Genomic DNA, 26777 nt, shown 5'->3' with positions numbered 1-26777 from the left:
GAGTGCGTGCAGGAGATAGAAGGCTTACAGTCTTTACATGCAGGATGCATCCACTTTTTCGGTCAACCTGACCGATCCGTCGTCCCCTGCGGGACGTCCGGCGAGGTCGTTCTACGAACGCCGGCGCAACCGTCGGGGACGCGGCATGCGCGGAGAACTGCTTCCCCCGCACCTGCCCGGCTCCCGCTCACGGTCGGAGCAGTTCGACGACTGGGTGATGGAATCGGCGCAACGGCTCGAACGCCTGTGGGGCGAGCGCATCCAGGACCTGCAGATCGTGGTGCAGGAGATCCCCGACGGACTCGAGGAGATGACGCCGGACGAGCTCAAGGACCTGCTCGGCTCCTGCTCCCCAGCCACGCCGGGCCGGCCGGCGGTCATCACCATCTACCGCCACCCCGTCCTGATGGCCGCCAAGGCACTCCTGCCGGTCAACGAGTTGGTGCACGACGTCGTCGTCGAGCAGACCGCCGAACTGATGGGCCTCTCGCCCGAAGCCGTCGATCCCGCCTACGGGCGTTCCCAGGCCTGACGCCGGCCCCCGAGTCCGCCACAGAGTTGTCCGCTCCGGCCGGGGTGTCGCTCCGTTAGTAGCCGAGTTCCACCGGAATGCTCTGCGGACCTGTTGCTCCGGCTGCAACGCTCGCGACGGAGATTCCCGCTCCGGCTCCGGGCAGGGTCATGGTCTGGGCGCCGTAGACCGGGTCGCCGGTCGCGTTGATCACGACGGCTGCCGCCGATCGACCGAGCGACGTCGACGGCACCGTGACGGACGTGCCCCCGGCGATGCCGATGACCACGGGCTCTCCCAGGACGCCGTCAGCTGCCACCGGAGTAAGCGTGACCTCGCCCCTGCCGGTCGGCGCGCCCAGGACGAGGGCCGAGTCGACGCCCTCCGCCAGGGCCATCGCGTGGTCGCTACCCAGCCGCACGGCCGAGGGGGCGCCGGCGAGATCCACGGGCTCGCCGTCGTCGATGCCCCGGGTCACCCGTGCTGCTGCCACGACCGACACGTCCGAGGTCACGGCGACGGTGTAGTTCCCCTCCGGAAGGAAGGCGAGCGGAACGGCCGTCACTGACCCGGCTGGGGCCGTTGCGACTCCCCCGTCGGGCAGGTCCACTTCCCCGTCCGGTCCATACACCTTGATATCGAGTACGGCGTCGCTGGAACCCGGGACGAGCACCTGGAGCTCGGGAGCGGCGGTGCCGTAGCCCTCCTGCTCCCGGACGCGGCGCGCCGTCGCCGGATCCTGGATGACGACGCCGGGCACCACCTGCGTCACACCCGCAGGGGCACTGGGCGACAGCAGCTCCACGCCGCCGGGCGTCAGTCCGCGCAGGACGCTCTGCTGGACGACGCCCGTGATCCGGCCTCCGTCGCTGCGGACCCGGACGGCGACGTGGTCCTGGTTGCCTGCCAGCCCGGCCAGGACAATCCGCCGGGTCTCTCCGGGAGCGACCAGCTGTCCGCGCAGCCCGGCTGCCTCGATGGGGCCGTCCTGTCCCTGCAGCTCGAGGGTCACCGTCGCGGGGGTCCCGGTGGGATTGGTCAGGATCAGGATCGACGACTGCCCCACCGTGGTGGATGCGCCGAGGAGCCAGAAGTCGTTCGACGGTACCTGGCAACCCGTGGCCGCCAGCCCACGGAGATCGCCGTCGGTGGCGGTGTAGGTGGTCATCGCAGCTGCTACGGGCGTAACTCCGCCCTGGGGCTGGGCACGGAACATCGAGGGAGCATCGAGGCGCACTCCCCGGGAGACTCCGGCGATCCGGTTGGTCAGGCCGTCCTCCCCGCTGCTTGCCGGGGCGTCGGCTGCGAGGGAGGACTCGGGCACGAAGGGCTGGGTGACCGAGAGCGGCTCGCCCCCGCCGACGGGCAGCAGGCCGCTCCCGGTCAGCGTGGCGCTGAGGTCGCTGAGCACCACGCTGGACACCGTGGTCCTCGCCGTGGACGAGGCAGGGCTGAACTGGGGATCTGCACCCTCGACAGCGGCCTCGATCAGGCGTGGCGTCGACGGACAGACGGCCGAATAGTCCCCTGCAGGCACGGCCGCCGCCGGTACCGTGAGGGCTGCGGCAGGCGGTCCCGCCAGGGCGTCAGTGACGGCGCCGGATGCTATCGCGGCAGTGGCGGCGAGGAGGACGATACCGGTCGCCGCACCGGCGGCAGCGCCGAGTCCCGTCCGAGGACGGGCGCCTGCACCTGTTCCGGCGGCCTTATCACGGGCGACCGCGCGGGCTGCGATGGCGGCGTCCGCGGGGGAATCCGGAGCAGGAGCATCCCGAACATCGGGAGCCGGAGCACCCGGCGCAGGAGCATCCGGAGCAACGGCGACGTCCTGTTCTTTTCGATCCCGCCGGTTGTTCTTACGTCCCCACGTCACATCGGACTTCTTCCACTGGCCACGGTCTGCTTGCGATCCTCGGACCCGGCGCCGTCGCCGGACGCCGGATCCCGGAGCGCAGGCTCGGACGGACGAGGGCCTCCGGTCCGTCCGGGACGCCGACCACCCCCCGGGCGCACGACCTGGGGCTTGGACGGAATGGGAATCGCCAGCAGGACGGTCAGGGCGATGATGACGGCCTGCACAGCTTCGGACCACGGCTGGTAGGGGCTCACGAAGGTGAGCTTCACGGTTCCACCCTCGGCCGGCAGGGCGAACGCCTGCCGCCACCCGTCCGACGACGGCTCGAGGCGCCGGCCGTCGAGGCTCGCCTGCCAGCCCGCGTCGGCTTCCTCGGCGAGCACGAGGGTCCGGCCGTCGGTACCGGCCGGGATCGTGCCCTCGGCATCGATCCGCTCGGAGGGGACGGTGGCCTGGGTGCGACCGTCGGCGTCGAGAACCCGCACACGGCCTGTGCTGCCGCCCGCGTCCTCGGTACCGTCATCGAGCGTGGCCGGGGCAACGCGCCAGAGGCGCCCGGCCTCCGTGTCTCCCACCGCGGTGAGGCCCGGTACGGAGTCGATGCGCCCGCTGAGGAAGTCGCCCGCCGTCTCCGACTGCTGCAGGACGACGAATCCGACGCCGAGGTCCCGGAGATCGCCACGGGGATCGGCGCCGGTCGCGCCGAGGATGACCGCGACGCTGGTGCGGAGGATCCTGGTGGACTCGTTGTCGGCCTGCACGGTCACCTGGTCGCCGCCCTGCAGCACTCGGGCGGCGAACAGCGGGTTCAGCGCATCCAGCGTGGTTCCGGCCCCGCGCATCAGCGCTGCCGCGACGTTGTCGTCGTCGTCGACCGTGATCACCAGGGTCCGGGTCTGGTCGGGCCCGTTCCCCCGATCAGCGGCCGTGGCGGGCAGGGACCGCTCAGCCACAGGCAGCAGGTCGACACCCGTCCCGAAGGTGGTGGTGCCGGAACCGGGCGCCGGCTCGGCCTCCGTGGGGCTTCCCGGGATGACCACGGGCTCGGCCACCGCCGCGGGCGGGGCCGCCATTTCCGGCGCCAGCCACAAACCGAGACTCAGGAGCGGGCCGACGGCGAGGGCGAGCCCTCCGGCGACCGTCAGCAGACGACGCCGGGGGGTGGGTGGAGGGGTTGGGGCACCCTGGTCCCGGCGTCCGGGAAGTCCCGAGAGAGCCGCGGCCAGCAGGCACAGGGACAGGGCGGAGACCAGCGGACCGGGGAACACGCCGATCAGCGACGTCGTCCCGACCGCCACCGGCAGGAGGGGAGAAGCAGCGGCCAGCACGAGGGCCAGCACGGCGAGGAGCCAGAAGGACCGGACAGCAGTGGCGCGCACGCGCCGGACGAAGAGCGCCACCGCGGCCAGGACCACCACGGGAGCCCCGATGACGACGGCGGCCACCAACGACCACGGACCCTGCCCGAGGAGGTCTGCGGCAGCTGGAGGAAGCATCGGATCGAAGGACACCGGAAAGCCGAGGAGCTGCTGCCAGGGGGCCGCCGGGTCGAAGGAGGTCGGGATGCCCGGATCCCCGAGGATGCCGCGCGGATTCCCCACGGCCGAGAGCGCATAGGGAAGGTGGATCGCGACGACGGGCAACAGCGCCCACCAGAGTGTCCTGGCCCGTCGGCGCCCTCCGATGAGCACGATGACCAGTCCCCCGACCACGAAGGGGAGCAGCGAGGGTGCAGAGGCCGTCGCCAGGGCGAGGACCAGGCCCGTCGCAGCCCCCGCGGTCCAACTGCGGGAACCGTTGATCCCCGGCTTGGTGATCCCGTCCGGCAGAGCGGCGGACGGAAGCGCTCCGCCGACCGCGCGAACAGCGCCCAGGAGGGCCAGCGGAAGCAGGATGTGCGCGATCAGCGCTCCGAGGCGCCCGGTGCCGAGCGCCACCTGCAGGGCCGGTGCGGCACCCCACAGGAGAGCAGCCCACAGCCGGAGCCCCCGGGACCTCGTCAGGGCGCCGGACGCGAACCATGCGGCCAGCCCCGCAAGGGGCAGGGCGCAGATGATCGTGACCACGACGGCCGTGTTGCCGGACCCGAATCCGAGCAGGGACAGCAGCCATAGGACGTAGGAGAACGGCGACCCGTGCGCTGCGGAACCGAGGCCGAGGGAGGTCCACCATGCCGTCGCATCAGCCCAGATCGCGCCGGGTGTCGCTGCGACGGGCAGCAACGCACCACCCGCCAGCGCGGGCGCGCCGACGAGACGGTGGAGGCCCACGAGGGCCGCGGCCAGCAGGAGGGCGACGGCCAGCAGGGCTCCGGATCCCACCCACAGCCGGGTCGGCGTCGTCAGGGCGACGAAATCGTCGGTGCTGTCACCGGAGGGTATGTACTCCTCCGTCTGCGGGCTGTGCCGGCCGCTGTAGGACCCGCGGGAGGTGAAGGCGTCGACGACGGATTTCCGATGCGACCAGACCTCCCGCCTGGAGGTGATGAGCGGCCGGACGATCGAGCGCGGGCGCTCACGTGTCAGCGCCGCCGAACGCCTGGACCGGAGAAGCTGGAAAGGCCGCGCGACGGCGGCGAGGCTTCCGAGGAACTGGCCCATACCGTGTCCGGGGTCCTTCGCCAGGAGGCTGAGCAGGAGCCTGCCGATACCGCCGAGCACTGCGCCGACGGCGAGGAAGGGGACAATCCACAGCGGCGCATGCTTGAGCCTGAGGTACACCTCGGCGGCACGCGCGCTTCGCGGAGTGGAGACGGGGTGAGCCCTCGACACGGCGTGGCGCACGACGGCGCCCGGTACGACGACGACACGGTTTCCGGCGAGGCGGTTGCGCCAGCACAGGTCGACATCGTCGCCGACTCCGTGCAGCGCCGGGTCGAAACCCCCGAGGGCGTCCCACACGTCCCTGCGGACCAGCATGCCCGCGGAGTTGACGGCAAAGACATCGCTCCGGGCGTCGTACTGTCCCTGGTCGTGCTCATCCACGTCGATGAGTGTCAGGCGTTCGGCCCACCTGCTGATGGAGAGGCCTACATCGACCAGTTCGCGGCGATCGTTCCAGGCCACCTGTTTCGCGCCTGCCACCGTGACCGATGGTGCGCGCTCGATGGCGAGGAGCATCTCAGCGAGAGCGTCGGGCTCGGGCGCCGAATCGTCGTGGAGCAACCACAGCCAGTCTCCGTCGACTGTCCCGTCCGCAGTCCCATGGACGGGGATCTCTCCGACTCCGGTGCGCACGGCAGTGCCGAAACCGGCGCGCGCGGGCGCTCCGACAACAGGGCTCCCGACAGGGAGGTGGAGCTGGAGGATGGAGGCCGATGTGTCGGTCGACCCGGCGTCGACGCCGACGCAGAAGTCGGCCGGGCGCGTCTGGCGTTCGAGGGATTCCAGGGTTTCAGGAAGGTACTCGGCACCGTTGTGGGCTACGACAACGGCGGTGACGCGGAGTTGGTGCTGGATCAGACCGCTCGCTTCCGCAATCTGCGCCGCTCGCGCTCGGAAAGGCCGCCCCAGATCCCGAAGCGCTCGTCATTCTCCAGCGCATACTCGAGGCACTCGGACCTCACCATGCACGCCCCGCACACTTTCTTGGCGTCCCGTGTGGAGCCGCCCTTCTCGGGGAAGAACGCCTCGGGGTCCGTCTGTGCGCACAGGGAGTCCGCCTGCCAGGACAGCTCACCGTCGTCGTCGATGTTGCCCGGAGCAATCGGCAGACCGATCCACACGGGTTGTCCCGACGGCATGGACCGGGGCCTTGCGTCCTCCTGCACGTCGGGCAGGATCGTGAACGACCCGGGGTCCATGGTCGGCAGTGCCAGAAGGCTGCTCGGCCCCTCTTCGACGTCGGGAAGCCCCACGAGCGCTTCGTGTGCGCCGAGGAAGGCCGTGGCCTGGTCCTCGAGAGAGGAGCGGCTGCCCTCGCGGTAACGCTCTGCTGCAAGGGGATCTGCCGGGTCCAGGAACCAGTCCGCGGGAACGCCCCTCGAGCCATAGCGGGCAGATGCCTGCCCTGCGATGTCTGGTCGTTCCTGAATGCGTTCTGCCTGCCCCATGGTCAGCCCTCCCGGTGTTGCCGTTCCAACATCAGCATGGGTCGACCCTCGCGCCCCGCTGCTGGAACAAATCCGATAGCTAATTACACGTGTGTAAGTCGATTTTCGCAAGCCGGGGAGGAACCTTATAGAGTCGGCTCGAGACAATCACGGGCGCCACGCCGGTGTGACTACCTGTCTTCATCGGCGCGTCGGCAAGTACCCATCATCGATCGGAAGAGGCCGCCATGCCACGAACGCCCGCAGGAATCCTCGCCCACATGAGGTCGGTCAATGCGTCCTCACCCCGGCTCGTCTGGCACGGCGCGGACGGGCGCATCGAGCTGTCAGGGCGGGTGTTCGACAACTGGGTCGCCAAGGGCGCCAACCTCCTCGTCGACGAGCTCGACGCTTCCGATGAAACCGCGGTGGCCTTCGACCTGCCGGTGCACTGGAAGACCCTCGCACTCGCCTTCGCCTGCTGGCAGGTGGGTGCCGTCGTCGTCCTCGACAGCGACAGCGATCGCGACACCGACGACCGCGACACCGACGACCGCGACCCCGACGACTGCGGCGGTGGAGGCGGAGCAGTGGACGTCATCGGCGGTGCCGACATCATCCTGTCCTCCCGCGCCGTACCCGGGATCGAGCCTCCACGCCTCCTCGTATGCGTGGCACTCGGCTCCCTGGCGATGCGCTGGGACGGCCCCTTGCCGCAGGGCGCCATCGACTTCGCTGCCGAGGTGCGCTCCCACGGTGATGTCTTCTTCGGCTCTGCTGCCGATTCCGGCGACGCACCCCTCGTGTCCGTCGAGGGCCGCCTGGTGACGGGGGCCGAGCTTCTGGACTCGGTGACGTTGCCTGCAGCCGGCGGCGCCTCGGCGCACCCTGCGACGGTCCTCCTCGAACCGGGCTCCGGTCCGCTGCGGGCCCTCGCCGTCGCGATGGCTGTCTGGCAGGACGAGGGCACGCTCGTGATCGTGGACGAGGGAGTTCCGGTCACGGAGAGCATGATGGCCGGCGAGCGCATCACTTGCCGCCTGGGGCCTGCCTGACGGGTTCATTGCCGGGTGCCTGCGCTGCTTGCGCCGACCCGGTTCGGCGCACGCCGTGCGGATGGAGGATCTCCTGGTCGTGGCTGAACTCGGGTTCGGCATCCAGTTCTACGTTGAAGACCCAGAACCGGTAGGCCACGAAGCGGACCAGGGTGGCGAGGAGCGTGCCGAAGATGCCGACGAGGAACAGGGAACTCGGCTCGGTCACATCGAACGGGTACTTCGCGATCCAGACACACCCGGCCGCGATTCCCATGCCGATGATGTTGATGAAGACGAACATGACGAGCTCACGCGCTGCATTGGGCTGACGACGGTGCCGGAAGGTCCAGTAGCGGTTGGCCACCCAGGCGAAGATGGTCGCGATTCCGGCGGAGACGAAGCGAGCCTTGACCTCGCTCCCGCTCATGGGACCGTGGATGAGGTACCAGTACAAGCCGTTGTCTATGACGAAGGCCACGCCGCCGACAGCACCGAACTTCGCCACCTCGCGCCAAAAGAGGGACGCGAGGCCCCTGATCCTGTCCATGAGTCCTGCCACTGCTTACCTCCGCGGTCTGGGTACGAACACCATGTACCGCGGGGCGTCGACCCGGCGATCACTGGACGAGCCACGATGGAGGTCACCCGAGCGGACCACCCGGCTGACCTTTGCATGGCGTGATTTCCTCCATTTTACGGGCAGGCGCGGCCCGTTGTGTCGTCGGATCCCTGGGGACGGGCTGAGAGCTCACCGTGAATCTGCCCGCGTCCCCGTGCGCAGCCGGCCCTTCCGGCACCCGGAAACAGCCTCCGGACACGGCCCCCGGGTAGCCCGGTCCGGCACCCGATGACACTCCCGGCGAGCTCCGTGGGTACCCTGAGATGGTGACTTTTCCCGTGATAGGCGTAGTGGGCGGCGGCCAGCTCGCGCGCATGATGTCTGGCCCCGCCGTCGAACTCGGCCTCGAACTCCACGTGCTTGCAGAAGGCCCGGACGTCTCGGCCGTAGCCGCTGTGGCCCACGCGCAGGTCGGCGACTACCGGGACCGTGAGACGCTGCGCGCGTTCGCCGCCGGCGTCGACGTCGTGACCTTCGATCATGAGCATGTCCCGGGTGGGCTCCTCGAGGAGCTTGAGCGCGAGGGTGTCGTCATCCACCCTTCGCCGGCGGCCCTGATCCATGCTCAGGACAAACTGGTGATGCGCCGAGCCGTGGATGACCTAGGCCTGCCGAACCCGCAGTGGCGAGCGGTGACGGGAACGGCCGGCGTCGAGGCCTTCGCCGACGAGACGGGCTGGCCCGTCGTCCTGAAGACCCCGCGCGGCGGATACGACGGCAAGGGCGTATTGGTGCTCCGGGACGCCGCCGCCCTGCCTGCGGCAGAGTCCTGGTTCACGGGCGGCGAACTGCTCGTCGAGCAGTTCGTGCCGTTCAGCCGCGAGCTCTCCGTGCTCGTGGCCCGGCGTCCGTCGGGTGAGGCCATCACGTGGCCGGTCGTCGAGTCGATCCAGGTCGACAGCGTCTGCGACGAGGTGCTCGCGCCGGCGCCCGGCCTGCCCGATGATCTCGCCGCGTCCCTCACCGCCGCCGCACTGCGACTCGCCGAGAGCCTGGGTGTGACGGGGGTCATGGCCGTCGAACTCTTCGAGACTCCCGGGGTCGGCGTGGGGTACCTGGTCAACGAGCTCGCCATGCGCCCCCACAACTCCGGCCACTGGACCATGGACGGCTCCGTGACGGGGCAGTTCGAGCAGCACCTGCGTGCCGTCCTCGATCTCCCGCTCGGATCGACGGAGCCCGTGGCACAGCACGCCGTGATGAAGAACGTCCTCGGAGGTTCGAACACAGACCTCTATGGGGCTTACCGATCGGCGTTGTCCTCAGGGCCGTCGGCTAAAGTGCACATCTACGGCAAGGACGTGCGTCCGGGTCGCAAGATCGGCCATGTGAACGCGTTGGCGGGCCCGGGGGAACCACTCGCCGCCGTTCGCGCAAGGGCCGCGAGGGTTGCCGCGATACTCCGCGACGGCATGGAAGCGCCCTCCACCAATCAGGAATGACCGAAGGGAATGCAGTGACGAACGCCCAGGTAGGACTCGTGATGGGCTCGGACTCGGACTGGCCGGTCATGGAGGCCGCAGCGGCTGCGCTGGCAGAGTTCTGCATCCCTTTCGAGGCCGACGTCGTGTCCGCGCACCGTATGCCGACGGCGATGATCGAGTACGGCCGCACCGCCCATGAGCGGGGCCTGCGCGTCATCATCGCCGGAGCCGGAGGGGCAGCCCACCTTCCCGGGATGCTCGCCTCGGTGACACCGCTGCCCGTGATCGGGGTGCCGGTCCCCCTGCGCTACCTCGACGGCATGGACTCGCTGCTGTCGATCGTGCAGATGCCGGCCGGAGTGCCCGTCGCCACCGTGTCGATCGGGGGCGCACGCAACGCGGGGCTCCTTGCGGTCCGCATGCTCGCCGCGGGTACCGATGACCAGGCGCAGGTGCTGCGCGGGCAGCTCGTGGAGTTCGCCGGTGCCCTCCGGCGGACGGCCGAGGAGAAGGGTGCAGCCCTGCGGTCACGGATCTCGACGCCGACGGCGGACGGCTCATGATCTCCGGAATGCGTGTCCAGGGCGCCGACGCCGGGAACAGCTCGGGCCTGATCGACCCGGTCAGGTACCCCGAGTCCGCGCCACCACCCGTCCGCACCAAGCGGGCCTTCGTCCTCCTGGCCATGACCCTCGTCCTGCCGGGATCCGCGCAGATCGTCGCAGGTGATCGACGCCTGGGCCGGCGGGCGCTGCGGATCACCTTCGCGTGCTGGGCGCTGGTCCTGCTCGGGATCGTGCTCGCACTGACCGAGCGATCCCTCGTGGTGGGTATCGTGACGAACCGCTGGTGGTCGCTGGTCCTGATCGTGGTGATGCTCGGCATCGCCGTGGGCTGGGCTCTTCTCTTCATCAACACGCTGCGGTTGATCCGCATGCCCCTGCTGGACCGCGGGGTGCGCCCGCTCGTGGCAGGAGTGCTTGCGCTCCTGATGCTGCTGACCAGCGGTTCCGTCCTCTACGGCGCGTACGTCCTCAATGTCGGACGGGCAACCGTGGGGTCCATCTTCCAGTCCGGACCAGCCTTCGATCCCGTGGACGGTCGCTACAACTTCCTGCTGATGGGTGGCGACGCCGGCGAGGACCGCACCGGCCGCAGGCCCGACAGCATCTCGGTCGTCAGTGTCGATGCCGAGACCGGCTCCACCGTGACCTTCAGCATCCCCCGGAACTTCCAGAATGCGCAGTTCTCCGACGACTCCCCCCTGTGGGGCATCTATCCCGACGGCTACAACTGCGGGGATCCCTGCATCATCAACAGCCTCTATACCGATGTGACGCAGAACTACGCAGACCTCTATCCCGACGCGACGGACCCGGGCGCCGAGGCCATGATGGAGGCCGCGAGCGGAGTCCTCGGTATCGAGGTGCAGGCCTATCTGATGGTCGACATGGGTGGCTTCGAGCAGCTCGTGGACGCCATGGGAGGTATCCGGATCGACGCCGGGGGGTGGGTCCCCATCACGGCCGCCGAGATCCCGGGCACCGATCCGATCCGCCACTACCCGCCGGACGGCTGGATCAGACCCGGCGTCCAGACCCTCGACGGCTACCACGCCCTCTGGTACGCGAGGTCGCGCGAGTTCGTCACGGACTACGATCGGATCTCCCGGCAGCAGTGCGTGCAGCAGGCGATGATCGCGCAGCTCGATCCTGCTACTCTGCTCACGAGGTTCCAGTCCATCGCCGCTGCCGGTACGCAGATCGTCGAGACCGACCTACCGCAGGACCAGCTCGCGAGCTTCGTGGACCTCGCCATAAAGGCCAAGGGACAGGAGACCCGGCGCCTGACCATCGGGCCTCCAGATTTCGGCACCCCCGCGGAGAACTTCGTGACCTACCCCGAGTTCGACCTCATCCACAGCCGCGTGCAGGAGATGTTCGTCCAGGCAGATGCCGACCCGGGCGCTGCAGGCGTCCTGCAGCTCGATCGCGCCGGCGTCGTCGCGCAGGTGCCATCGCAGACCACCGACGACGGCATCACCGAGGAGTACCTGCAGGAGCTCGCCACGATCGGCGACGACGCCACGCTCGGCGACCTGCTGGCCGACAACGGTCAGTGCTCCCCCGCTTGACGAGCTACGAGCAGGACTACCACCAGCGAAGGATTCCGACGATGCACCTCCTCGACAACCCCCTCCGCCCGTACGCCTGGGGGTCGAGGCATGCGATCGCCGACCTGCTGGGCAGGGAGCCCTCAGGCGGACCGGAGGCGGAACTGTGGGTCGGAGCCCACCCCGACTCGCCCTCGCAGGTCGTGCGGCCGGACGGCACCCGGCACAGCCTGCACGACCTGATCGAGCAGGATCCTCGATCACTCCTCGGTGACGACGTCGCGGATCGTTACGAGGGCCGGCTCCCCTTCCTCCTGAAGGTGCTCGCGGCGGGCTCGGCCCTGTCGCTCCAGGTGCACCCGAGCCTCGAGCAGGCCGTGGCCGGCTTCGACGCCGAGGAGGCCGCCGGCATCCCGCAGAATGCGCCGAACCGCAACTACCGGGACCGGAACCACAAGCCCGAGCTGCTCTACGCGTTGGCGCCGTTCGAAACCCTGTGCGGATTCCGGCCCCTCCCCGAGTCCGTGGGGATCTTCAGCGTCCTCGCCTCCGCCGTCGAGCCCGGCTCGGCGTCGCACGAGCTGCTCGACGCCGTGTCTGCGCTCCTGGCATCCGGAGGGGAGGACGCCCTGCGCTCGGCCTTCACGATGCTGCTCGGGGCACCGCAGGAGATCGTGCAGGACGTCGAGCACGCAGCGGCGCGCCGGGCGGTCGACACCGTTTCTCCTGCCGAAGCTGCCGGCTCCGTCGGCCGTGACCTCGGGACCATCGCAGAGCTGTCCGGCCAATACCCCGGGGATCCCGGTGTCCTCGTGGCACTTCTGCTGAACCGCGTCTCCCTGCGCCCCGGTGAAGCGCTCTACCTTCCGGCAGGAAAGATCCACGCCTACCTGAGCGGGTTGGGCATCGAAGTCATGGCGTCCTCGGACAACGTGCTGCGGGGCGGCCTGACCCCCAAGCACGTGGATACCGAGGAGCTGCTCTCCACCGTCGCCTTCGAGCCCCACGCCCCACGGTCGCTGGCTGCCGAGTACACCCTCCTCGACCAGGAGCTCTACCGCCCCCCGTTCGACGAGTTCCAGCTGCAGCGGATCGTTCTGGGGGATCCTGCTGCGGGCCCGTCCGAGACATCGGCCGACGGCTCCGACGACGGCCGGCCGGACAGCGCCCTGCCTGCCGCCGAGAGCATGACTCCTGCCCATGTCCCCGTGGTGCAGAACGGTCCGGTGGTGGTCCTCGCGGTCAGCGGGCCGATCCTGCTGGACACCCCGAACTCGACCCTCTTGGTGCCACGCGGCGGCAGCGCCTTCGTCGCGGCGTCGGAGGCGCCCCTCGTCGTCCGCCCGGCAGCGGACGCCCACGGCGGGACCGACGGTCCGGTCCTGGCCTTCGCCGTCACCGTCGGCGGGAAGGCGCCCGCCCTCTAGGCGCGGCTTCCGCGGACCTTCCGCACCAGCCCGAGCGCTCGTCCAGCCTGCCGGCGGGCCAGCTGCATGCCCCGTTTGGCGAGGGGCAGCGCGCGGCTGAACAGGGGATAGAACGGCGAGAGCGGCAGGTCCCAGGTACCGGCGAGCTGGTCCTCGTGCTGCGCCCAGCCCATCTTGAAGCGGGAGACGCCGTCGTTGAGCAGTCCGTTGAAGTCGTAGCGCGTGACTCCGCGGGCCTTCATCTCCTGGATCGCGAACCACTTCAGCGCGTAGTTGGCACGCAGCCGCTCGCCCTCGTCGGTCATGCCGCCGTAGAGCTCGAAGCTCGTGGTGTCCGTCGTGGAGATCCAGAGGAAGGCGACGACGTCGTCCCCCTGGAACGCCGCATATACGGGTGAGGCCTCACCCAGGTTGTCGAAGATGTCCAGGTAGTAGGAGTCCTCGTGGATCCCGAAGCCGGCCCGCTCCGCCGTCAGCCGGTAGACGTCGAGGCAGGCGCTGATCTCGCTGCGCACCACACGACGGATGTCCAGTCCCTCGCGACCCGACTTGCGGATGTACTGCCGGTGCTTCTTCGACATCCCGGCCAGGAGGTCGTCCTCGGAGCGGGCGAGGTCGAGGATGAGCGTCCGGCCGATCAGGATGGTGTTCCCGCTCGGGGTCCAGCCGGCGGCGGGAAGGGCGCGCACGGCGTCGCTGTCCGCGTTCCAGTCCGGTTCGATGGACAGCGCGACCGAATGGTGGGCTGCGCGGACGTAGCCCGCGATGGCCTCGAGGACCTCGACGCCGCGGCCCTCGGCCGTCTGGGGTCCGCGCGGGATGTAGGCGAGGTTCCGCAGCGGGACCGGCAGGGCCTTCAGGACCAGCTGCGCCGCTCCGATGACCATGCCGTCCTCGGCGACGAGGACGCGGTCGGCGCTCCAGCCGTGTGCGGCCTTCGTCTGACCCCAGCCCCACAGCTGCTGGGGGTGGCCTCCCAGCTGGTTGACGGTGGTGTCCCAGAGGGCGCGATCGAGGCAGGGCGACACGGAAAGACTCATCCGACCAGCCTATAGGGGCGCGCCGGTACCGCCTTCCGGCGGAGGGCGCGCGCCCCGGCGCGGCTACCTGATGCGTGCGTAGGTCTCCCACTTGTGGGCCTGGTGCTCGCCCTCGACGACACGGATGGTGCCGGACTTCGAACGCATGACCATGGACTGGGTGAGGACCTTGTCCTTGCTGTAGCGGACGCCGCGCAGCAGGTCACCGTCGGTGATGCCCGTCGCCGCGAAGTAGCAGTTGTCGCTCGTGACGAGGTCGTTGGTGGAGAGCACGCGGTCGAGGTCGTGGCCGGCATCGATCGCCTTCTGCTTCTCCTCGTCGCTCGTGGGCCAGAGCCGTCCCTGGATGACACCGCCGAGGGACTTGATGGCGCACGCCGCGACGATGCCCTCGGGTGTTCCGCCGATGCCCATGAGGGCGTCGACGTCGGTGCCCTCGCGGGCTGCGGCGATGGCGCCTGCGACGTCGCCGTCCATGAGGAACTTGGTGCGGGCCCCGGCGGCGCGGATCTCCTCCACGAGGGGCTTGTGCCGGTCACGGTCCAGGATCATGACGTTGAGCTGGCCGACCTTCTTGTTGGTCGCCTTGGCGATGAGGTGGAGGTTCTGCTTCACGGGCAGGCGCAGGTCCACCATGTCAGCGGCCTCGGGGCCGGTCACGAGCTTCTCCATGTAGAACACCGCGGACGGGTCGAACATCGATCCGCGCTCCGCTACAGCGAGCACCGCAAGGGCGTTGTTGATGCCGAGGGCGGCCAGGCGGGTCCCGTCGATCGGGTCGACGGCGACGTCGCACTCGGGTCCGCTGCCGTCACCGACGTGCTCACCGTTGAACAGCATGGGCGCTTCGTCCTTCTCGCCCTCGCCGATGACCACGATGCCGTTGAAATGCACGGTCTGCAGCAGGGAACGCATCGCGTCCACCGCGGCGCCGTCGGCGAGGTTCTTGTCCCCGAAGCCCACCCAGTGGCCGCCGGCGATCGCCGCGGCTTCCGTGACGCGCACGAGCTCCAGGGCGAGGTTCCGATCCGGCTCGTCGTCCCCGACGGCCAGGGCCGGTGACAGTGTCGAATACTGGGCATTGGTGGCTTTTTGGGACACGTCTATCCTCATCGTCGAAGGTTGCTCGGCAGGACGCGGGCGTCCTTGTTCCGTGCTGTCATCATAGGCGAGCCGAGTACACCGCACCCCGTGACGCTCGGCACGCACACAGCCGACGGCGCCCCTCCGGTTAGGCAGGGCGCCGAGCGTCAGCGAAAATGGAGGGGTGAGCAACCAAGGCGAAGAGCGGGACACCCGAGCGACCGAAGCGGGCTCCGGACACGACGGCGCCGGCCACGACGGTGCCGGTCATGACGACACCGGCCGGCGGACGCAGCAGGCGGCAGCGGACGCGCGGCTCGAGGCGGAACTGAACGACGACGCGCCGCCCATCACCCTCACACCGAACCAGGCGAAGCGCGCCAGTTCCACCGCCCGCGGCATGCTGATCGCCACCGGCGCGACCATCGCCGTCGTCCTGCCCGTCTACTTCCTCAACCCGACCTACACGGCCGAGACCTACAGGCGCGACATCGACGTCGCAACCGTCGCGCGACAGGCAGCGGGCGATGCCGGCTACCTCCCGGCCGCACCCGGGCTGCCGGAGGACTGGTCCTCGAACTACGCCCGCTGGGTGACCGGCCGCAGTGATGGTGTCGACTACTGGGAGGTCGGGTTCCTCACCGCGGACACCGGCTTCATCCAGCTCACGCAGACCGACGACGCCAATCCCACGTGGGTGGCCCAGCGCGTCGGCGACGCGCAGGTTTCGGGTACGCGGACCATCGGCGGGATCGAATGGCAACTGCTGGACGCACCGGACGGCGACACGGTCCTGACGTCCGAGGTCGACGGCTCGACCGTCATCCTGAACGGTGAGGCCTCGCTGACCGAATTCGACACGATGGGTGGGGCCGTCATCGAGGACGTCCGGCAGAACGCCGTCGAGGAGGCCGAGCGCCTGTCATCTTCGGACACGGACGGCTCCTGAGGACAGGTCGAAAGACACCGGACAGTACAGTGGGCGGCGTGACCCAGCAACTGACGCCCGCCGCCGCATGGCTCCGCCTCCAGGAAGGCAACGATCGCTTCGTCGCCTCGGACGTCTCCCATCCGAACCAGGACGCGTCGCGCCGCGCGGCCCTCGTCAACGACCAGAACCCCTTCGCCGTCATCTTCGGCTGCTCCGACTCGCGCCTGGCCGCGGAGATCATCTTCGATCTCGGGCTGGGGGACGTCTTCGTGGTGCGGACGGCCGGCCAGGTGATCGACGACGCCGTCCTCGGCTCGCTGGAGTACAGCGTCAGCGTGCTGGGCGTGCCCCTGATCGTGGTCCTTGGACATGACAACTGCGGAGCCGTGACCGCGACCATGAACGCGATCGACACCGGCGTGATGCCCATCGGGTTCCTCCGGGACCTCGTCGAGCGGATCACGCCGTCGGTGCTGACCGCCCGCCGCTCCGGCGTCACGGAGGTCAACGCCACGGTCATCGAACACACCAGGCAGACCTCCCGCCGCCTCGTCGACAGCTCACGGGTCATCGCGGACGCCGTCGAGCGCGGGAACGTGGCCGTCATCGGTGTCTCCTACCGCTTGGATGAAGGCAAGGCCGTGCTCGTGACGGGATTTGGCGCAGTGTAGAGCGAACGGCGAGAATTGCCGCATGACTCCAACGCCTGCAGCCAGCCCCGATTCCAGCTCCCCTACCGGCGGTACCAGCCTGGAGGGTGCGGGGTACCGCATCGAACACGACACCATGGGTGAGGTCCGCGTCCCGGTCAACGCCCTGTACCGCGCGCAGACGCAGCGCGCCGTGGAGAACTTCCCGATCTCCGGGACCGCCCTCGAGCGGGCCCATATCGAGGCCCTTGCCCGGATCAAGAAGGCCGCGGCCACCGCGAACGCCGAACTCGGCGTGCTCGACGACGAGCGCGCGCGGGCCATCGAGGCCGCGGCGGAGGATGTCGCCTCCGGCCGGTACGACGGCGACTTCCCGGTTGATATCTACCAGACCGGCTCCGGCACGTCGTCGAACATGAACGCCAACGAGGTCATCGCGACCCTCGCCAGCCGCGCGCTCGAAGCCGCCGGAAGTACGGCGTCCGTCCACCCGAACGACCACGTCAACGCGTCGCAGTCCTCCAACGACGTCTTTCCGACGTCCGTCCACGTTGCGGCGACCTCCGCCCTCGTGAAGGACCTCATCCCCGCCCTGGCGCATCTCGCCGAGGCGCTGGAGCGCAAGGCCGACGAATTCAAGACCGTCGTGAAGTCCGGCCGGACGCACCTCATGGATGCCACGCCGGTCACCCTGGGCCAGGAGTTCGGCGGTTACGCCGCGCAGGTCCGTTACGGGATCGAGCGCATCGAGGCGTCCCTCCCCCGCGTCGCCGAGGTACCGCTGGGCGGGACCGCCGTCGGAACCGGCATCAACACCCCGGCAGGTTTCTCGGCGCGCGTGATCGAACTCCTCGCCGCGGACACGGGCCTCCCCCTCACCGAGGCCCGGGACCACTTCGAGGCGCAGGCGAACCGCGACTCGCTCGTGGAGGTCTCGGGCATGCTGCGCACCATCGCCGTCTCCCTCACCAAGATCCACAACGACCTGCGCTGGCTCGGCTCCGGACCCAATACGGGACTGGGTGAGATCTCGTTGCCCGACCTCCAGCCCGGCTCCTCGATCATGCCCGGAAAGGTGAACCCGGTCATCGCCGAGGCGGTCATCATGGTGTGCGCGCAGGTCGTCGGCAACGACGCCACGGTCGCGTGGTCCGGCACCAACGGTGCGTTCGAGCTCAACGTCGGCATCCCCGTGATCGCGCGCAACGTCCTCGAGTCGATCCGCCTGCTCAGCAACTCGACCCGGGTCTCGGCAGACCGCATGATCGACGGCATCACCGCGAACGTCGAGCGGGCTCGTTTCCTCGCCGAGGCATCGCCTTCGATCGTGACCCCGCTGAACAAGTACATCGGCTACGAGAATGCCGCCAAGATCGCGAAGAAGGCCGTCGCGGAAGGGCTCACGGTCCGCGAGTCCGTTCTCGCCCTCGGATTCGTGGAGCGGGGCGAGCTCACGGTGGAGCAGCTGGACTCGGCCCTCGACGTGCTGTCGATGACGCGGCCGCCCCAGGGCTGACCGCCCAGGATCCACCGAAGGGGTGTGCCGTTGCTTGCGGTGCACCCCTTCTGCATGTCCCGTGACGGCAATTTGCACTCGCTAAGCGAGAGTGCAAATATGTACTTCGTGACTTCTAGTGCAACGAACCAGGATCTCGGGCTGCGGGAACGGAAACGCCTCCAGACGAGGTCCTCTCTCGTGGCGGCTGCGCGACGACTGACGCTGGAGCACGGCCTGACGGGCTTCACCGTCGAGCAGCTCTGCGACGAGGTGGGTATCTCCCGCCGCACGTTCTTCAACTACTTCCCCTCCAAGGAGGACGCCGTCCTGGGCCACTCGGACGAGGCCCGCCCGGAGGAGCTGCTCGACGCCTTCGTGGAATCGGGAAGGGCCGACCCACCCGTACCCCTCCTCGAGGCTCTCACCGTGCTGTTCGCCGAGTTCGGCAGCAGGATGGCTATGTCCCGTGAGGAGTACCGGACCATGTCCGCGGTCCTGCAGCGGGAGCCGCAGCTCATGGCGCGCATCTTCGCCCGGGCCGAATCGAAGTCCCAGCTCCTGACGGAACTCATCCTGGCGAGGGAGGGCCTGCCGTCGGATGACCCGGCTGCCCGTGTCGCCACCTTCGTCCTCGGCGGACTCGCCCGCCGGTCGCTCGACGAGTTCTTCGCCGAAGGCAACGCCCTCACCTACGCCGAGGTGTTCCGCCGGAACGTCGAGGCGCTGCGCTACCTCTTCCCATCCGCCGCACCCGGGCTGTCCTCCGACGTCCCCGCCTCCCAGAACCAGGACCCAGCATGAGTACCACGACGGCGCCCGACGGCCCGCTCCTCCTGACGCAGAAACGCATTTGGATCATCTTCTCGGCACTCATCGCCGGAATGCTGCTCTCCAGCCTCGACCAGACCATCGTCTCGACTGCCATGCCCACCATCGTGGGCCAGCTCGGCGGCGTCGAGCACCAGGTCTGGATCACGACGGCGTACCTCCTCGCGACCACGATCGTGATGCCGATCTACGGGAAGTTCGGCGATGTCCTCGGACGCCGCAACCTGTTCCTCTTCGCCATCGCCCTGTTCACCATCGCCTCCGTCGGCTGCGCGTTCGCCACCGACTTCTGGGCCTTCGTCATCTTCCGGGCCATCCAGGGCCTCGGCGGTGGCGGGCTCATGATCCTGTCGCAGGCGATCATCGCCGATATCGTCCCCGCGAACGAGCGCGGCAAGTACATGGGCCCCCTGGGCGGGATCTTCGGCCTCAGCGCCGTCGCCGGACCGCTCCTCGGCGGCTACTTCGTGGACCACCTGACGTGGAACTGGGCCTTCTACATCAACATCCCCGTGGGCATTGCCGCGTTCGCCATCGCCTGGTTCACCCTTCGCCTCCCGTCCAAGAAGGCCACCAAGCGCATCGACATCCCGGGCGTGGTCCTGCTGTCCCTCGCGACGACCTGCCTCATCTTCTTCACCGACTTCGGCGGCGACGCCGAGGAGGGCTGGACCTCGCCCCTGACCTGGGCCTTCGGGGGCGCCATGATCCTGGCGGTACTCGCCTTCGTCATGGTGGAGCGTCGCGCCGAGGATCCCATCATCCCGCTGGAGCTCTTCCGCAACCGCACCTTCGTGACCAGCACGGGGATCGGCCTGACGCTCGGCCTCGGGATGTTCGCGGCGCTCGCCTTCATGCCGACCTTCCTGCAGATGGCCTCCGGTACGTCAGCGGCCGTCTCCGGCCTGCTGCTCGTCCCGATGATCGTGGGCCTCATGGGTACGTCGATCTACTCGGGCATCGCCATCTCACGTTCGGGCCATTACCGGAAGTACCCGATCACCGGCGTCTCGCTGACCCTCGCCACACTGCTCTGGATGTCCACCCTCACCGCGAGTACGCCCATCTGGGTCATCTGCAGCATGCTGTTCTTCTTCGGCGCCGGTCTGGGACTCATCATGCAGGTCATCGTCCTCGTGGTGCAGAACTCGGTGGCCCCGACCATGATCGGTGTCGCGACGAGCACGAACAACTATTTCCGCGAGGTCGGCGCCTCACTCGGTGTCGCCGTCTTCGGTGCGATCTTCACGAGCCGCCTGTCCGAGCGGCTGAACGGGACCTTCTCCGCCTTCGGGGCCACCCCGGAGGCCGCCGGACAGGCGACCTCCACCCTCGACCCGGCCGCGCTGAACGCCCTCCCCGATCAGGTGCGCGACGCCGTCGTGAGCGACTACGCCGAGTCCCTGGCGCCCGTGTTCCTCTACCTCGTCCCGTTCCTGGTGATCGCCCTGGTGCTCGCCCTCCTGCTGCGCGAGATCCCGCTGTCCGACACCTCGGGCATGGTGGCGCGCGGCGAGGCCATCGGCGGAGAGGAAGCGGTCCGCCTCGAGCGTGAACGCACGACGGCGGCCGCCACCACCGGACCCCGCATGTCAGCCGACGTCGGTGCGTCCGGGTCACGGCCGACAGTCCCACCAGCAGGGGCCGCAGACCGCTCCGACTCCTGATAACGAGGTAGGGCGTAACCCTGCCGCCGCATCACTCGCCGGCCCGGCAGTTTCCCGACTGCCGGGCCTGCGGCGTTCCACGGGGCCCGACGAGCGCAGTGAGGGACAGCCGCGGCGTCAGGAGATGAAACGGGTCCTGCCGTCGAAGCTACCCGCCTCCTGCACGAGGGCGAGGTGCCGCGCGTTGAGGGCGGGCAGGGCGTCCAGGGGGAACCAGCGCACATCCAGGGACTCGTCGTCGTTCACGCGCGCGGTCCCGCCGACCCATCGGCACCGGAAGTCGAGGGTCAGGAACGTGCACACGTCCCCGTTGGGGAACGTGACCGGCCCGACGACGCCGACATCGAGCAGGAATTCGACCTCGACGACGACGCCGGTCTCCTCCTCGATCTCCCGCCGCAGCGCGACGGCGGGTTCCTCGCCCGGGTCGACCATCCCCGTGATGATGGTCCAGGCGCCGGTGTCCGCCCGTTGCCCGAGAAGCACCCGTCCCTCGTCGTCGAACACCACGCCCCCGACGCCGGGCAGCCACAGGGGGTCGTGCCCGATCTTGCGGCGGAGGGCTAGGACGAAATCCGGGGTAGGCACGGTTGTCAGGGTAGTACAGCGAGCGCGAGCGCAGCACCGGCGATCAGGAACGGCCCGAAGGCCACCGATGAGCGCAGCGTCGCCCTGCGCGCGGTGACGAGGAACGAACTCCAGAGGCCACCGAGCACGATGCCGAAGACGGGCCCCCACCACAGCTCCGCCCAGCCGGCGAATCCCAGGTAGAGGCCGAGCAGCCCGGCGAGCTTGACGTCGCCGAATCCGAGCCCGCTCGGACGAAGCAGGTGCAGCGCCGCGAAGGCGGCCCAGAGGATCACCCCGCCGCCGAGCATGCCCAGCACGCGGTGCCACTCGCCGGCGGCCACCGCCGCTGCACCGAGGACGAGGATGGACGCGGGGTAGGACGGCAGGACGATCCGATCGGGCAGCCGGTGCGTGCGCCAGTCGGTCAGACCCAGACGCAGGCCGAACACCACGAAGGCCGCGAGCGCCACCACGAGGAGCACGAAGGCGGCGGGCTCCTTTTCCAGGTATCCAGCGAGCACTGCGGTCACGCCCCCACGCTACGCGACTGCCCGGCCCCTGACCGGGCGCTGGCCGAACGGTGGATACACAGGACGTCGGCGCCCCGGTCATCACACCCTGCCGGGCCGGTGGCCTAGTTATCCGCTCCTTCCAGGAGTTCCGTCACCAGCGCGGCGATCGGTGAGCGCTCGGACCGGGTGAGCGTGACGTGGCCGAACAGCGGATGGCCCTTCAGCGTCTCGACGACGGCCGCGATGCCGTCGTACCGTCCGACGCGCAGGTTGTCACGCTGCGCGACATCGTGCGTCAGGACGATCTTCGAGTTCTGTCCGATGCGGCTCATGACGGTGAGGAGCACGTTCTTCTCGAGGGACTGCGCCTCGTCGACGATCACGAAGGAATCGTGCAGGCTCCGCCCACGGATATGGGTGAGGGGCAGTACCTCGAGCATCCCGCGGTCCATGACTTCCTCCACGACCTCCTGCGACACCAGTGCACCGAGCGTGTCGAAGACGGCCTGCGCCCACGGGTTCATCTTCTCGTTCTCGCTCCCGGGCAGGTACCCGAGCTCCTGGCCACCGACGGCGTAGAGGGGACGAAAGACCACCACCTTCCGGTGCTCCCTGCGCTCGAGCACCGCCTCGAGACCGGCGCACAGCGCCAGGGCCGACTTTCCCGTTCCGGCACGCCCGCCCAGGGATACGATCCCGACCTGCGGATCCATCAGCAGGTCGAGCGCGAGGCGCTGCTCCGCTGAGCGCCCGTGCAGCCCGAAGACGTCGCGATCGCCGCGCACGAGACGGATCTGCTTGTCCGCACCGACCCGCCCCAGCGCCGATCCTCGCGGCGACAGCATGATGACGCCCGTATTGACGGGTTGTTCCGCCCCCGCCGGGATGAAGACGGCCTCGTGGTCGTAGAGCGCGTTGACCTCCTCCACCGTGGCGTCGAGCTCAGCCACACCGGTCCAGCCGGAGTCCTTCACGAATTCGTTGCGGTACTCGTCCGCCTGCAGACCCATGGCTGAGGCTTTGACACGCATCGGAACATCCTTGGAGACGACGGTGACGTCGTGCCCCGCGACCGAGAGGTTCTTCGCCACCGCCAGGATCCGTGAGTCGTTGTCACCACTCCTGAAGCCGACGGGCAGCACCTCGGGCGAGACGTGATTGAGTTCGACACGCAGCGTTCCGCCCTCTTCCCCGAGGGGGACGTCCCTGTCGAGTCCACCGTTCGTCACCCTCAGGTCATCGAGCAACCTGAGGGCCTTCCGCGCAAAGTACCCCAGCTCCGGATCGTGGCGCTTACCTTCCAGCTCGGTGATGACGATGATCGGCAGGATCACCTCGTGCTCAGCGAATCTGAGGATCGCGCGGGGATCGGACAACAGCACGGAGGTGTCGATGACGTAGCTGCGCCGGGCGGGCGCTTCCACGCCGGTGCGGTCAGCCGACCCGGCCGCAGCTCGAATGTCCGCTCGGGTTCCCACAGTGGTTCCGGCGTCCTGCTGGGAGGTTTTGGTTGTAGCCACGTGAACTCCGCTCCGGGGGTGAGCACACCCCGAATTCGTAGGGTTGGGTGAGGCTGTCCGGCCTGGAGGCCGGGCGCGGCCTCCCCGACTCGTACGAGATGCCTGTCAGCACCGTCGGCGTCATCAGCGGCCTTCCGTCGACAGGTATGGAGCCCATCGATGGCTCGACAGTACGCTGTTCGGCGATTTGGCGCAGTCTGTTCGCGCGTGTCGATCGTTAAGGGCCGGTGAAGTCTCAGGAGCCGAAGCGGCGCTGCCTGCGGCCGAAGTCGCGCAGGGCCCGCAGGAAGTCGACGCGGCGGAAATCGGGCCACAGGGCCTCGCAGAAATAGAACTCGCTGTAGGCGCTCTGCCACATGAGGAACCCGGAGAGCCGCTGCTCCCCCGAGGTCCGGATCACGAGGTCCGGATCCTGTTGCCCACGCGTGTAGAGGAAGGAGGAGATGTGCTGGTCCGTCAGCTCCTCGGCCAGGGTCTCGAGCGTTTCACCCTTGCCGGCGGCGTCACGCATGAGCTCCTTGACGGCGTCGACGATCTCGCGCCGTCCCCCGTATCCGACGGCGACGTTGACGTGGAGACCGTCGATCTTCTCGGTCGATGCTGCCAAGCTGACAAGCTTGTTGCTGAGGTCGTGGGGCAGGAGGTCGAGTGCTCCCACGGGCTGGACCCGAACGCGGTTGCTCTCGCCCAGCCGGTCGAGCGTGTTGGCGATGATGTCGAGGAGCTGGTCGATCTCCTCCTGGGGCCGTCCCATGTTGTCGGTGGAGAGCATGTAGAGGGTCACGACGTCGACGCCGAGTTCTTCGCACCACCCGAGGAACTCGTGGATCTTGTCGGCCCCAGCCTGGTGCCCATGGCTCGTCGGAGCTCCCGCGAGCTTCGCCCACCGCCGGTTGCCGTCCACCATGACGCCGATGTGGTGCGGGATGCGCTCGGGAGCCAGGTTCCGCTGGAGCCTGCGCTCGTAGAAGCTGTAGCCGACTTCGGGAAAGGCCCACGTCACGCCCGGCTACCCTCCCCTGGTCCTGCTCCGGCGCGTCCGGAGGCTTCTTCCTCGGCGGGAAGCCTGCTCCCCGCTCACCATTCCTACCGTACCGGCAGTTGCCGTGCAAAGGGCTGCATTCATGCTGCCGGCAGCCCGCGAAGACCCCGCTCCCGACGGGAGACGTCGAGCGCCGTGGGCTAGAATCCCGGCATGACCCCGCGCCCTTCGGCCCCCGTTCCAGGCCCTTCGGATTCAGCCCGCGCACCCGGGACGAGGTTCGAGGAAGCGGTCGGGGCGATGGCCGGGCCCCTCGCCGACGCGATGGTGACCAAACCGCTCTGGCGGGGGTGGATCCATGCCGTCGCTACTCCGCTGGCCGTCGCTGCGGGCATCGTGCTGATCATCCTGGCGCCGACCGCGGGCCTGAGAACCGCATCTGCCATCTACGCCTTCACGGGCGTGCTGCTCTTCGGCGTGAGTGCGGTGTACCACCGCGGGAACTGGAGTCCGAGGGTCAAGGTCGTCCTGAAGCGTCTTGACCACACGAACATCATGCTCGTCATCGCCGGGTCCTATACGCCGCTCGCCTGGGCCCTGCTGGAACGAGGGAAGGCGGAGACGCTGCTCTGGGTCATCTGGGGCGGGGCGATCGCCGGGGTCCTCTTCCGCAATCTGTGGGTCGACGCACCGCGCTGGCTGTACGTTCCGATCTACGTGGCACTGGGCCTCGGCTCGGTGTTCTACATGCCGGACTTCTTCGCCGCCAACCTGGCCGCCGGCGTGCTGATCTGCGTGGGAGGTGCCCTCTACATCGCAGGCGCCGTGTTCTACGGGATCAAGCGCCCCAACTTCTCGGTGCGCGTGTTCGGGTTCCACGAACTCTTCCACGCCTTCACCGTGGCTGCCTTCGCAGCGCACTTCATCGCGATCATGCTTGCCGTGCTACAACCGGTCCAGTCCTAGCACGCCGTCCTCGGTCCACCCCGTCGGGACGTTGAACCAGCCGTTCAGCGGTTATCGGGGCCGCGCTTGCCGCCGGGCGCGGGACGTCCGGAGCCGCCGGGTCCGTCTGGTCCATCGCCGGCGCCGGTGCTGCCGGGTCCGTTTCCAGTGCCGTCAGATATACCGGGTCCGTCAGATATACCGGGTCCGTCAGGTCCGCCGGGTCCGTCGCCAGTGCCGCCTGCGGCCGGAGGCACCCCGCGCGTCCGGGAATCGCCCCGCTGCGCCCGGGACTGCGCTACCTCCGCGGCGTACCGCACACGCCGGATGCGCTTGACCATGTCGCGGATCAGGAAGATGACCACCACCACCATGAACAGGGTCGCCAGGAAACCCAGTGTTCCCGGGGTCACGGAGGCCGGATCGAGGTCCGGACGCAGGGTCGGATCCCCTGACGGCGTCGTCGTTGCTGCCAGGCTGAGGTCAAGGAACACGCATGCACCACTTTCGAAGCTCGCAGCGGATCACGGTGGCCCGCCGCGTGCAATTCTACGCGGCATAGAACTGACGGACAGACCTACGATCCGGTCGAGATGCCGGCGAAGAAATCGTTCTCGGGAATCTGGTATTCGACCCTCGATGTGATGAGTGAGTAGTCCTCCCACGGCCACACCTTCTGCTGCAGGTCTGTCGATACGGCGAAGAAGAACCCCTCTGGGTCGACCTGCGTCCGGTGGGCCAGCAGCGCCCGCTCGCGGTGCCCGAAGAAGTCGCCGCAGTCGATCTGCGTCGTGGTCGGGTGGGTGGGCGCGGGAGGCTGGTGACCTTCTGCGTCTGCTTCCAGCCACTGGGCCAGACGCTCCGCGTAGGGCGACTGGAGCCCTGCTTCCTCGAGGGCGAAGTGCAGTGCACGGAACCGCTCCGGATTGAAGGCGCGGTCGTAGTAGAGCTTGGAAACGCTCCACGCCTCGCCCGTCCCCGGATAGCGGGCCGGGTCCGCCGCAGCCTCGAACGCCTCGACGGCGACGCGGTGGGCCATGATGTGGTCGGGGTGCGGGTAACCCCCGTTCTCGTCGTAGCTGACGATCACGTGCGGTCGGAACTCGCGGACCAGCTTCACGAGCGGTGCGGCCGCACGCTCGAGGGGCTGCAGGGCGAAGCAGCCGGCGGGGAGGTCCGGGAGCGGGTCTCCTTCGGGTAGGCCCGAATCGGTGAAGCCGAGCCACCGCTGCTGCACACCGAGCTCCGCGATGGCGTTGGCCATCTCGACGCGGCGCAGACCCGTGAGGTCACGCTTGCCGTGCGGATCGCCCTCCATGGCAGCATTCAGGATGTCGCCCCGCTCGCCGCCGGTGCAGGTCGCGACCATGACCTCCGCCCCTGCCGCAGCGTAGCCGGCCATGGTGGCCGCGCCCTTGCTCGACTCGTCGTCCGGGTGGGCATGGACCGCGAGAAGGCGGAAGCCCTCGCGGGACACACGGGATTGATCATGGCTTGGCACACGTGCTCCTGGCTCTGCGGGTGGGACGGCGGCC

24 protein-coding genes are annotated in these 26777 nt (G+C 68.9%); 12 read left to right on the top strand and 12 right to left on the bottom strand.

Going from position 1 to position 26777, the window contains the following annotated elements:
• The first annotated feature begins 37 nt into the window (after positions 1-37).
• The gene (locus RCH21_RS11725; protein WP_120148292.1) at positions 38-532 is read left to right on the top strand and encodes a metallopeptidase family protein; all 495 of its coding nucleotides are present in this window, start codon (positions 38-40) and stop codon (positions 530-532) included.
• Between the two features lie 55 nt (positions 533-587).
• Here the strand turns inward: RCH21_RS11725 and RCH21_RS11720 are convergent, their stop codons facing one another.
• The 3 genes from RCH21_RS11720 to RCH21_RS11710 are packed head-to-tail and all read right to left on the bottom strand — an operon-like array spanning position 588 to position 6417.
• Positions 588-2384: a DUF5719 family protein gene (locus RCH21_RS11720; protein WP_326964506.1), complete on the bottom strand. Its 1797-nt coding sequence runs from the start codon at positions 2382-2384 to the stop codon at positions 588-590.
• Positions 2381-5824: a glycosyltransferase gene (locus RCH21_RS11715; RefSeq protein WP_326964640.1), complete on the bottom strand. Its 3444-nt coding sequence runs from the start codon at positions 5822-5824 to the stop codon at positions 2381-2383. The genes RCH21_RS11720 and RCH21_RS11715 overlap by 4 nt, the downstream gene beginning before the upstream one ends.
• Positions 5824-6417, bottom strand: a complete 594-nt coding sequence (locus tag RCH21_RS11710) for a WhiB family transcriptional regulator (protein ID WP_326964505.1) — start codon at positions 6415-6417, stop codon at positions 5824-5826. Before RCH21_RS11710 ends, RCH21_RS11715 begins: the two co-directional genes overlap by 1 nt.
• Positions 6418-6644: 227 nt before the next feature.
• Between RCH21_RS11710 and RCH21_RS11705 the strand changes: the two genes are divergently transcribed.
• Complete coding sequence (locus RCH21_RS11705; RefSeq protein WP_326964504.1) at positions 6645-7451, top strand: TIGR03089 family protein; 807 nt, start codon at positions 6645-6647, stop codon at positions 7449-7451.
• On the opposite strand, the gene RCH21_RS11700 is transcribed toward RCH21_RS11705, so the two are convergent.
• Positions 7426-7980, bottom strand: a complete 555-nt coding sequence (locus tag RCH21_RS11700; protein WP_326964639.1) for a GtrA family protein — start codon at positions 7978-7980, stop codon at positions 7426-7428. The two genes, RCH21_RS11705 and RCH21_RS11700, sit on opposite strands and share 26 nt — an antisense overlap.
• A gap of 386 nt (positions 7981-8366) precedes the next feature.
• Between RCH21_RS11700 and RCH21_RS11695 the strand changes: the two genes are divergently transcribed.
• The 4 genes from RCH21_RS11695 to manA are packed head-to-tail and all read left to right on the top strand — an operon-like array spanning position 8367 to position 13016.
• On the top strand, positions 8367-9494 hold the full coding sequence (locus tag RCH21_RS11695) for a 5-(carboxyamino)imidazole ribonucleotide synthase (RefSeq protein ID WP_326964638.1): 1128 nt from the start codon (positions 8367-8369) through the stop codon (positions 9492-9494).
• Entirely contained in the window at positions 9491-10039 is a 549-nt protein-coding gene (gene purE, locus RCH21_RS11690) for a 5-(carboxyamino)imidazole ribonucleotide mutase (RefSeq protein WP_120148299.1), read from the top strand. The genes RCH21_RS11695 and purE overlap by 4 nt, the downstream gene beginning before the upstream one ends.
• Positions 10036-11610 (top strand): LCP family glycopolymer transferase, encoded by a 1575-nt coding sequence (locus RCH21_RS11685; RefSeq protein ID WP_326964503.1) that lies wholly within the window; start codon positions 10036-10038, stop codon positions 11608-11610. Before purE ends, RCH21_RS11685 begins: the two co-directional genes overlap by 4 nt.
• Positions 11611-11651: 41 nt before the next feature.
• Positions 11652-13016, top strand: coding sequence for a mannose-6-phosphate isomerase, class I (gene manA, locus RCH21_RS11680; RefSeq protein ID WP_326964502.1), 1365 nt, complete (start codon positions 11652-11654; stop codon positions 13014-13016).
• Here manA and RCH21_RS11675 read toward each other — a convergent pair.
• Together RCH21_RS11675 and glpX are read right to left on the bottom strand one after the other, a co-directional pair.
• Positions 13013-14056, bottom strand: coding sequence for a lipid II:glycine glycyltransferase FemX (locus RCH21_RS11675; protein WP_326964501.1), 1044 nt, complete (start codon positions 14054-14056; stop codon positions 13013-13015). The two genes, manA and RCH21_RS11675, sit on opposite strands and share 4 nt — an antisense overlap.
• A gap of 63 nt (positions 14057-14119) precedes the next feature.
• Positions 14120-15169, bottom strand: a complete 1050-nt coding sequence (glpX, locus tag RCH21_RS11670) for a class II fructose-bisphosphatase (RefSeq protein WP_326964500.1) — start codon at positions 15167-15169, stop codon at positions 14120-14122.
• A 154-nt stretch (positions 15170-15323) separates the two neighbouring features.
• Between glpX and RCH21_RS11665 the strand changes: the two genes are divergently transcribed.
• From RCH21_RS11665 to RCH21_RS11645, 5 genes are all read left to right on the top strand, one after another.
• Complete coding sequence (locus RCH21_RS11665) at positions 15324-16088, top strand: DUF4245 domain-containing protein (protein ID WP_326964499.1); 765 nt, start codon at positions 15324-15326, stop codon at positions 16086-16088.
• A 38-nt stretch (positions 16089-16126) separates the two neighbouring features.
• On the top strand, positions 16127-16741 hold the full coding sequence (locus RCH21_RS11660; RefSeq protein WP_326964498.1) for a carbonic anhydrase: 615 nt from the start codon (positions 16127-16129) through the stop codon (positions 16739-16741).
• A 22-nt stretch (positions 16742-16763) separates the two neighbouring features.
• Positions 16764-18236 carry a class II fumarate hydratase gene (locus tag RCH21_RS11655; RefSeq protein WP_326964497.1) on the top strand — a complete coding sequence of 491 codons (1473 nt, stop codon included), beginning with the start codon at positions 16764-16766 and terminating at the stop codon, positions 18234-18236.
• A gap of 108 nt (positions 18237-18344) precedes the next feature.
• Positions 18345-19019 (top strand): TetR/AcrR family transcriptional regulator, encoded by a 675-nt coding sequence (locus RCH21_RS11650; protein WP_326964496.1) that lies wholly within the window; start codon positions 18345-18347, stop codon positions 19017-19019.
• Positions 19016-20713: an MDR family MFS transporter gene (locus tag RCH21_RS11645; protein ID WP_326964495.1), complete on the top strand. Its 1698-nt coding sequence runs from the start codon at positions 19016-19018 to the stop codon at positions 20711-20713. The genes RCH21_RS11650 and RCH21_RS11645 overlap by 4 nt, the downstream gene beginning before the upstream one ends.
• 117 nt (positions 20714-20830) lie before the next feature.
• Here the strand turns inward: RCH21_RS11645 and RCH21_RS11640 are convergent, their stop codons facing one another.
• From RCH21_RS11640 to RCH21_RS11625, 4 genes are all read right to left on the bottom strand, one after another.
• Positions 20831-21301: an NUDIX hydrolase gene (locus tag RCH21_RS11640; protein WP_326964494.1), complete on the bottom strand. Its 471-nt coding sequence runs from the start codon at positions 21299-21301 to the stop codon at positions 20831-20833.
• A gap of 5 nt (positions 21302-21306) precedes the next feature.
• Positions 21307-21813, bottom strand: a complete 507-nt coding sequence (locus RCH21_RS11635; RefSeq protein WP_326964493.1) for a prepilin peptidase — start codon at positions 21811-21813, stop codon at positions 21307-21309.
• Between the two features lie 104 nt (positions 21814-21917).
• Complete coding sequence (locus RCH21_RS11630; protein ID WP_326964637.1) at positions 21918-23255, bottom strand: PhoH family protein; 1338 nt, start codon at positions 23253-23255, stop codon at positions 21918-21920.
• Positions 23256-23550: 295 nt separating this feature from the next.
• Entirely contained in the window at positions 23551-24318 is a 768-nt protein-coding gene (locus RCH21_RS11625; RefSeq protein WP_326964492.1) for an isoprenyl transferase, read from the bottom strand.
• A gap of 279 nt (positions 24319-24597) precedes the next feature.
• On the opposite strand from RCH21_RS11625, the gene trhA reads away from it, so the two are divergent.
• Positions 24598-25263: a PAQR family membrane homeostasis protein TrhA gene (gene trhA, locus RCH21_RS11620; RefSeq protein WP_120148311.1), complete on the top strand. Its 666-nt coding sequence runs from the start codon at positions 24598-24600 to the stop codon at positions 25261-25263.
• Between the two features lie 44 nt (positions 25264-25307).
• On the opposite strand, the gene RCH21_RS11615 is transcribed toward trhA, so the two are convergent.
• The gene (locus tag RCH21_RS11615; protein WP_326964491.1) at positions 25308-25736 is read right to left on the bottom strand and encodes a hypothetical protein; all 429 of its coding nucleotides are present in this window, start codon (positions 25734-25736) and stop codon (positions 25308-25310) included.
• 83 nt (positions 25737-25819) lie between these two features.
• Positions 25820-26743 carry a mycothiol conjugate amidase Mca gene (mca, locus tag RCH21_RS11610; RefSeq protein WP_326964490.1) on the bottom strand — a complete coding sequence of 308 codons (924 nt, stop codon included), beginning with the start codon at positions 26741-26743 and terminating at the stop codon, positions 25820-25822.
• Between the last annotated feature and the right edge of the window lie 34 nt (positions 26744-26777).

The sequence above is a fragment of the Arthrobacter sp. PL16 genome (assembly GCF_035985055.1).
Classification (GTDB): Bacteria; Actinomycetota; Actinomycetes; order Actinomycetales; family Micrococcaceae; genus Arthrobacter_D; species Arthrobacter_D cheniae.
Note: the sequence above shows the minus strand (reverse complement) of the source record. Positions and strands in the feature narration are given on the sequence as shown.

What these genes read in the sequence shown, in the direction of transcription:
- RCH21_RS11655 (WP_326964497.1), top strand. Translation starts at nt 16,764, where the DNA reads ATGACTCCAACGCCTGCAGCCAGCCCCGATTCCAGCTCCCCTACCGGC.
- RCH21_RS11685 (WP_326964503.1), top strand. Translation starts at nt 10,036, where the DNA reads ATGATCTCCGGAATGCGTGTCCAGGGCGCCGACGCCGGGAACAGCTCG.
- RCH21_RS11695 (WP_326964638.1), top strand. Translation starts at nt 8,367, where the DNA reads ATGATGTCTGGCCCCGCCGTCGAACTCGGCCTCGAACTCCACGTGCTT.
- RCH21_RS11645 (WP_326964495.1), top strand. Translation starts at nt 19,016, where the DNA reads ATGAGTACCACGACGGCGCCCGACGGCCCGCTCCTCCTGACGCAGAAA.
- RCH21_RS11710 (WP_326964505.1), bottom strand. Translation starts at nt 6,417, where the DNA reads ATGGGGCAGGCAGAACGCATTCAGGAACGACCAGACATCGCAGGGCAG.
- RCH21_RS11725 (WP_120148292.1), top strand. Translation starts at nt 38, where the DNA reads ATGCAGGATGCATCCACTTTTTCGGTCAACCTGACCGATCCGTCGTCC.
- trhA (WP_120148311.1), top strand. Translation starts at nt 24,598, where the DNA reads ATGGCCGGGCCCCTCGCCGACGCGATGGTGACCAAACCGCTCTGGCGG.
- RCH21_RS11700 (WP_326964639.1), bottom strand. Translation starts at nt 7,980, where the DNA reads ATGGACAGGATCAGGGGCCTCGCGTCCCTCTTTTGGCGCGAGGTGGCG.
- RCH21_RS11705 (WP_326964504.1), top strand. Translation starts at nt 6,645, where the DNA reads ATGCCACGAACGCCCGCAGGAATCCTCGCCCACATGAGGTCGGTCAAT.
- purE (WP_120148299.1), top strand. Translation starts at nt 9,491, where the DNA reads ATGACCGAAGGGAATGCAGTGACGAACGCCCAGGTAGGACTCGTGATG.
- RCH21_RS11675 (WP_326964501.1), bottom strand. Translation starts at nt 14,056, where the DNA reads ATGAGTCTTTCCGTGTCGCCCTGCCTCGATCGCGCCCTCTGGGACACC.
- manA (WP_326964502.1), top strand. Translation starts at nt 11,652, where the DNA reads ATGCACCTCCTCGACAACCCCCTCCGCCCGTACGCCTGGGGGTCGAGG.
- glpX (WP_326964500.1), bottom strand. Translation starts at nt 15,169, where the DNA reads ATGAGGATAGACGTGTCCCAAAAAGCCACCAATGCCCAGTATTCGACA.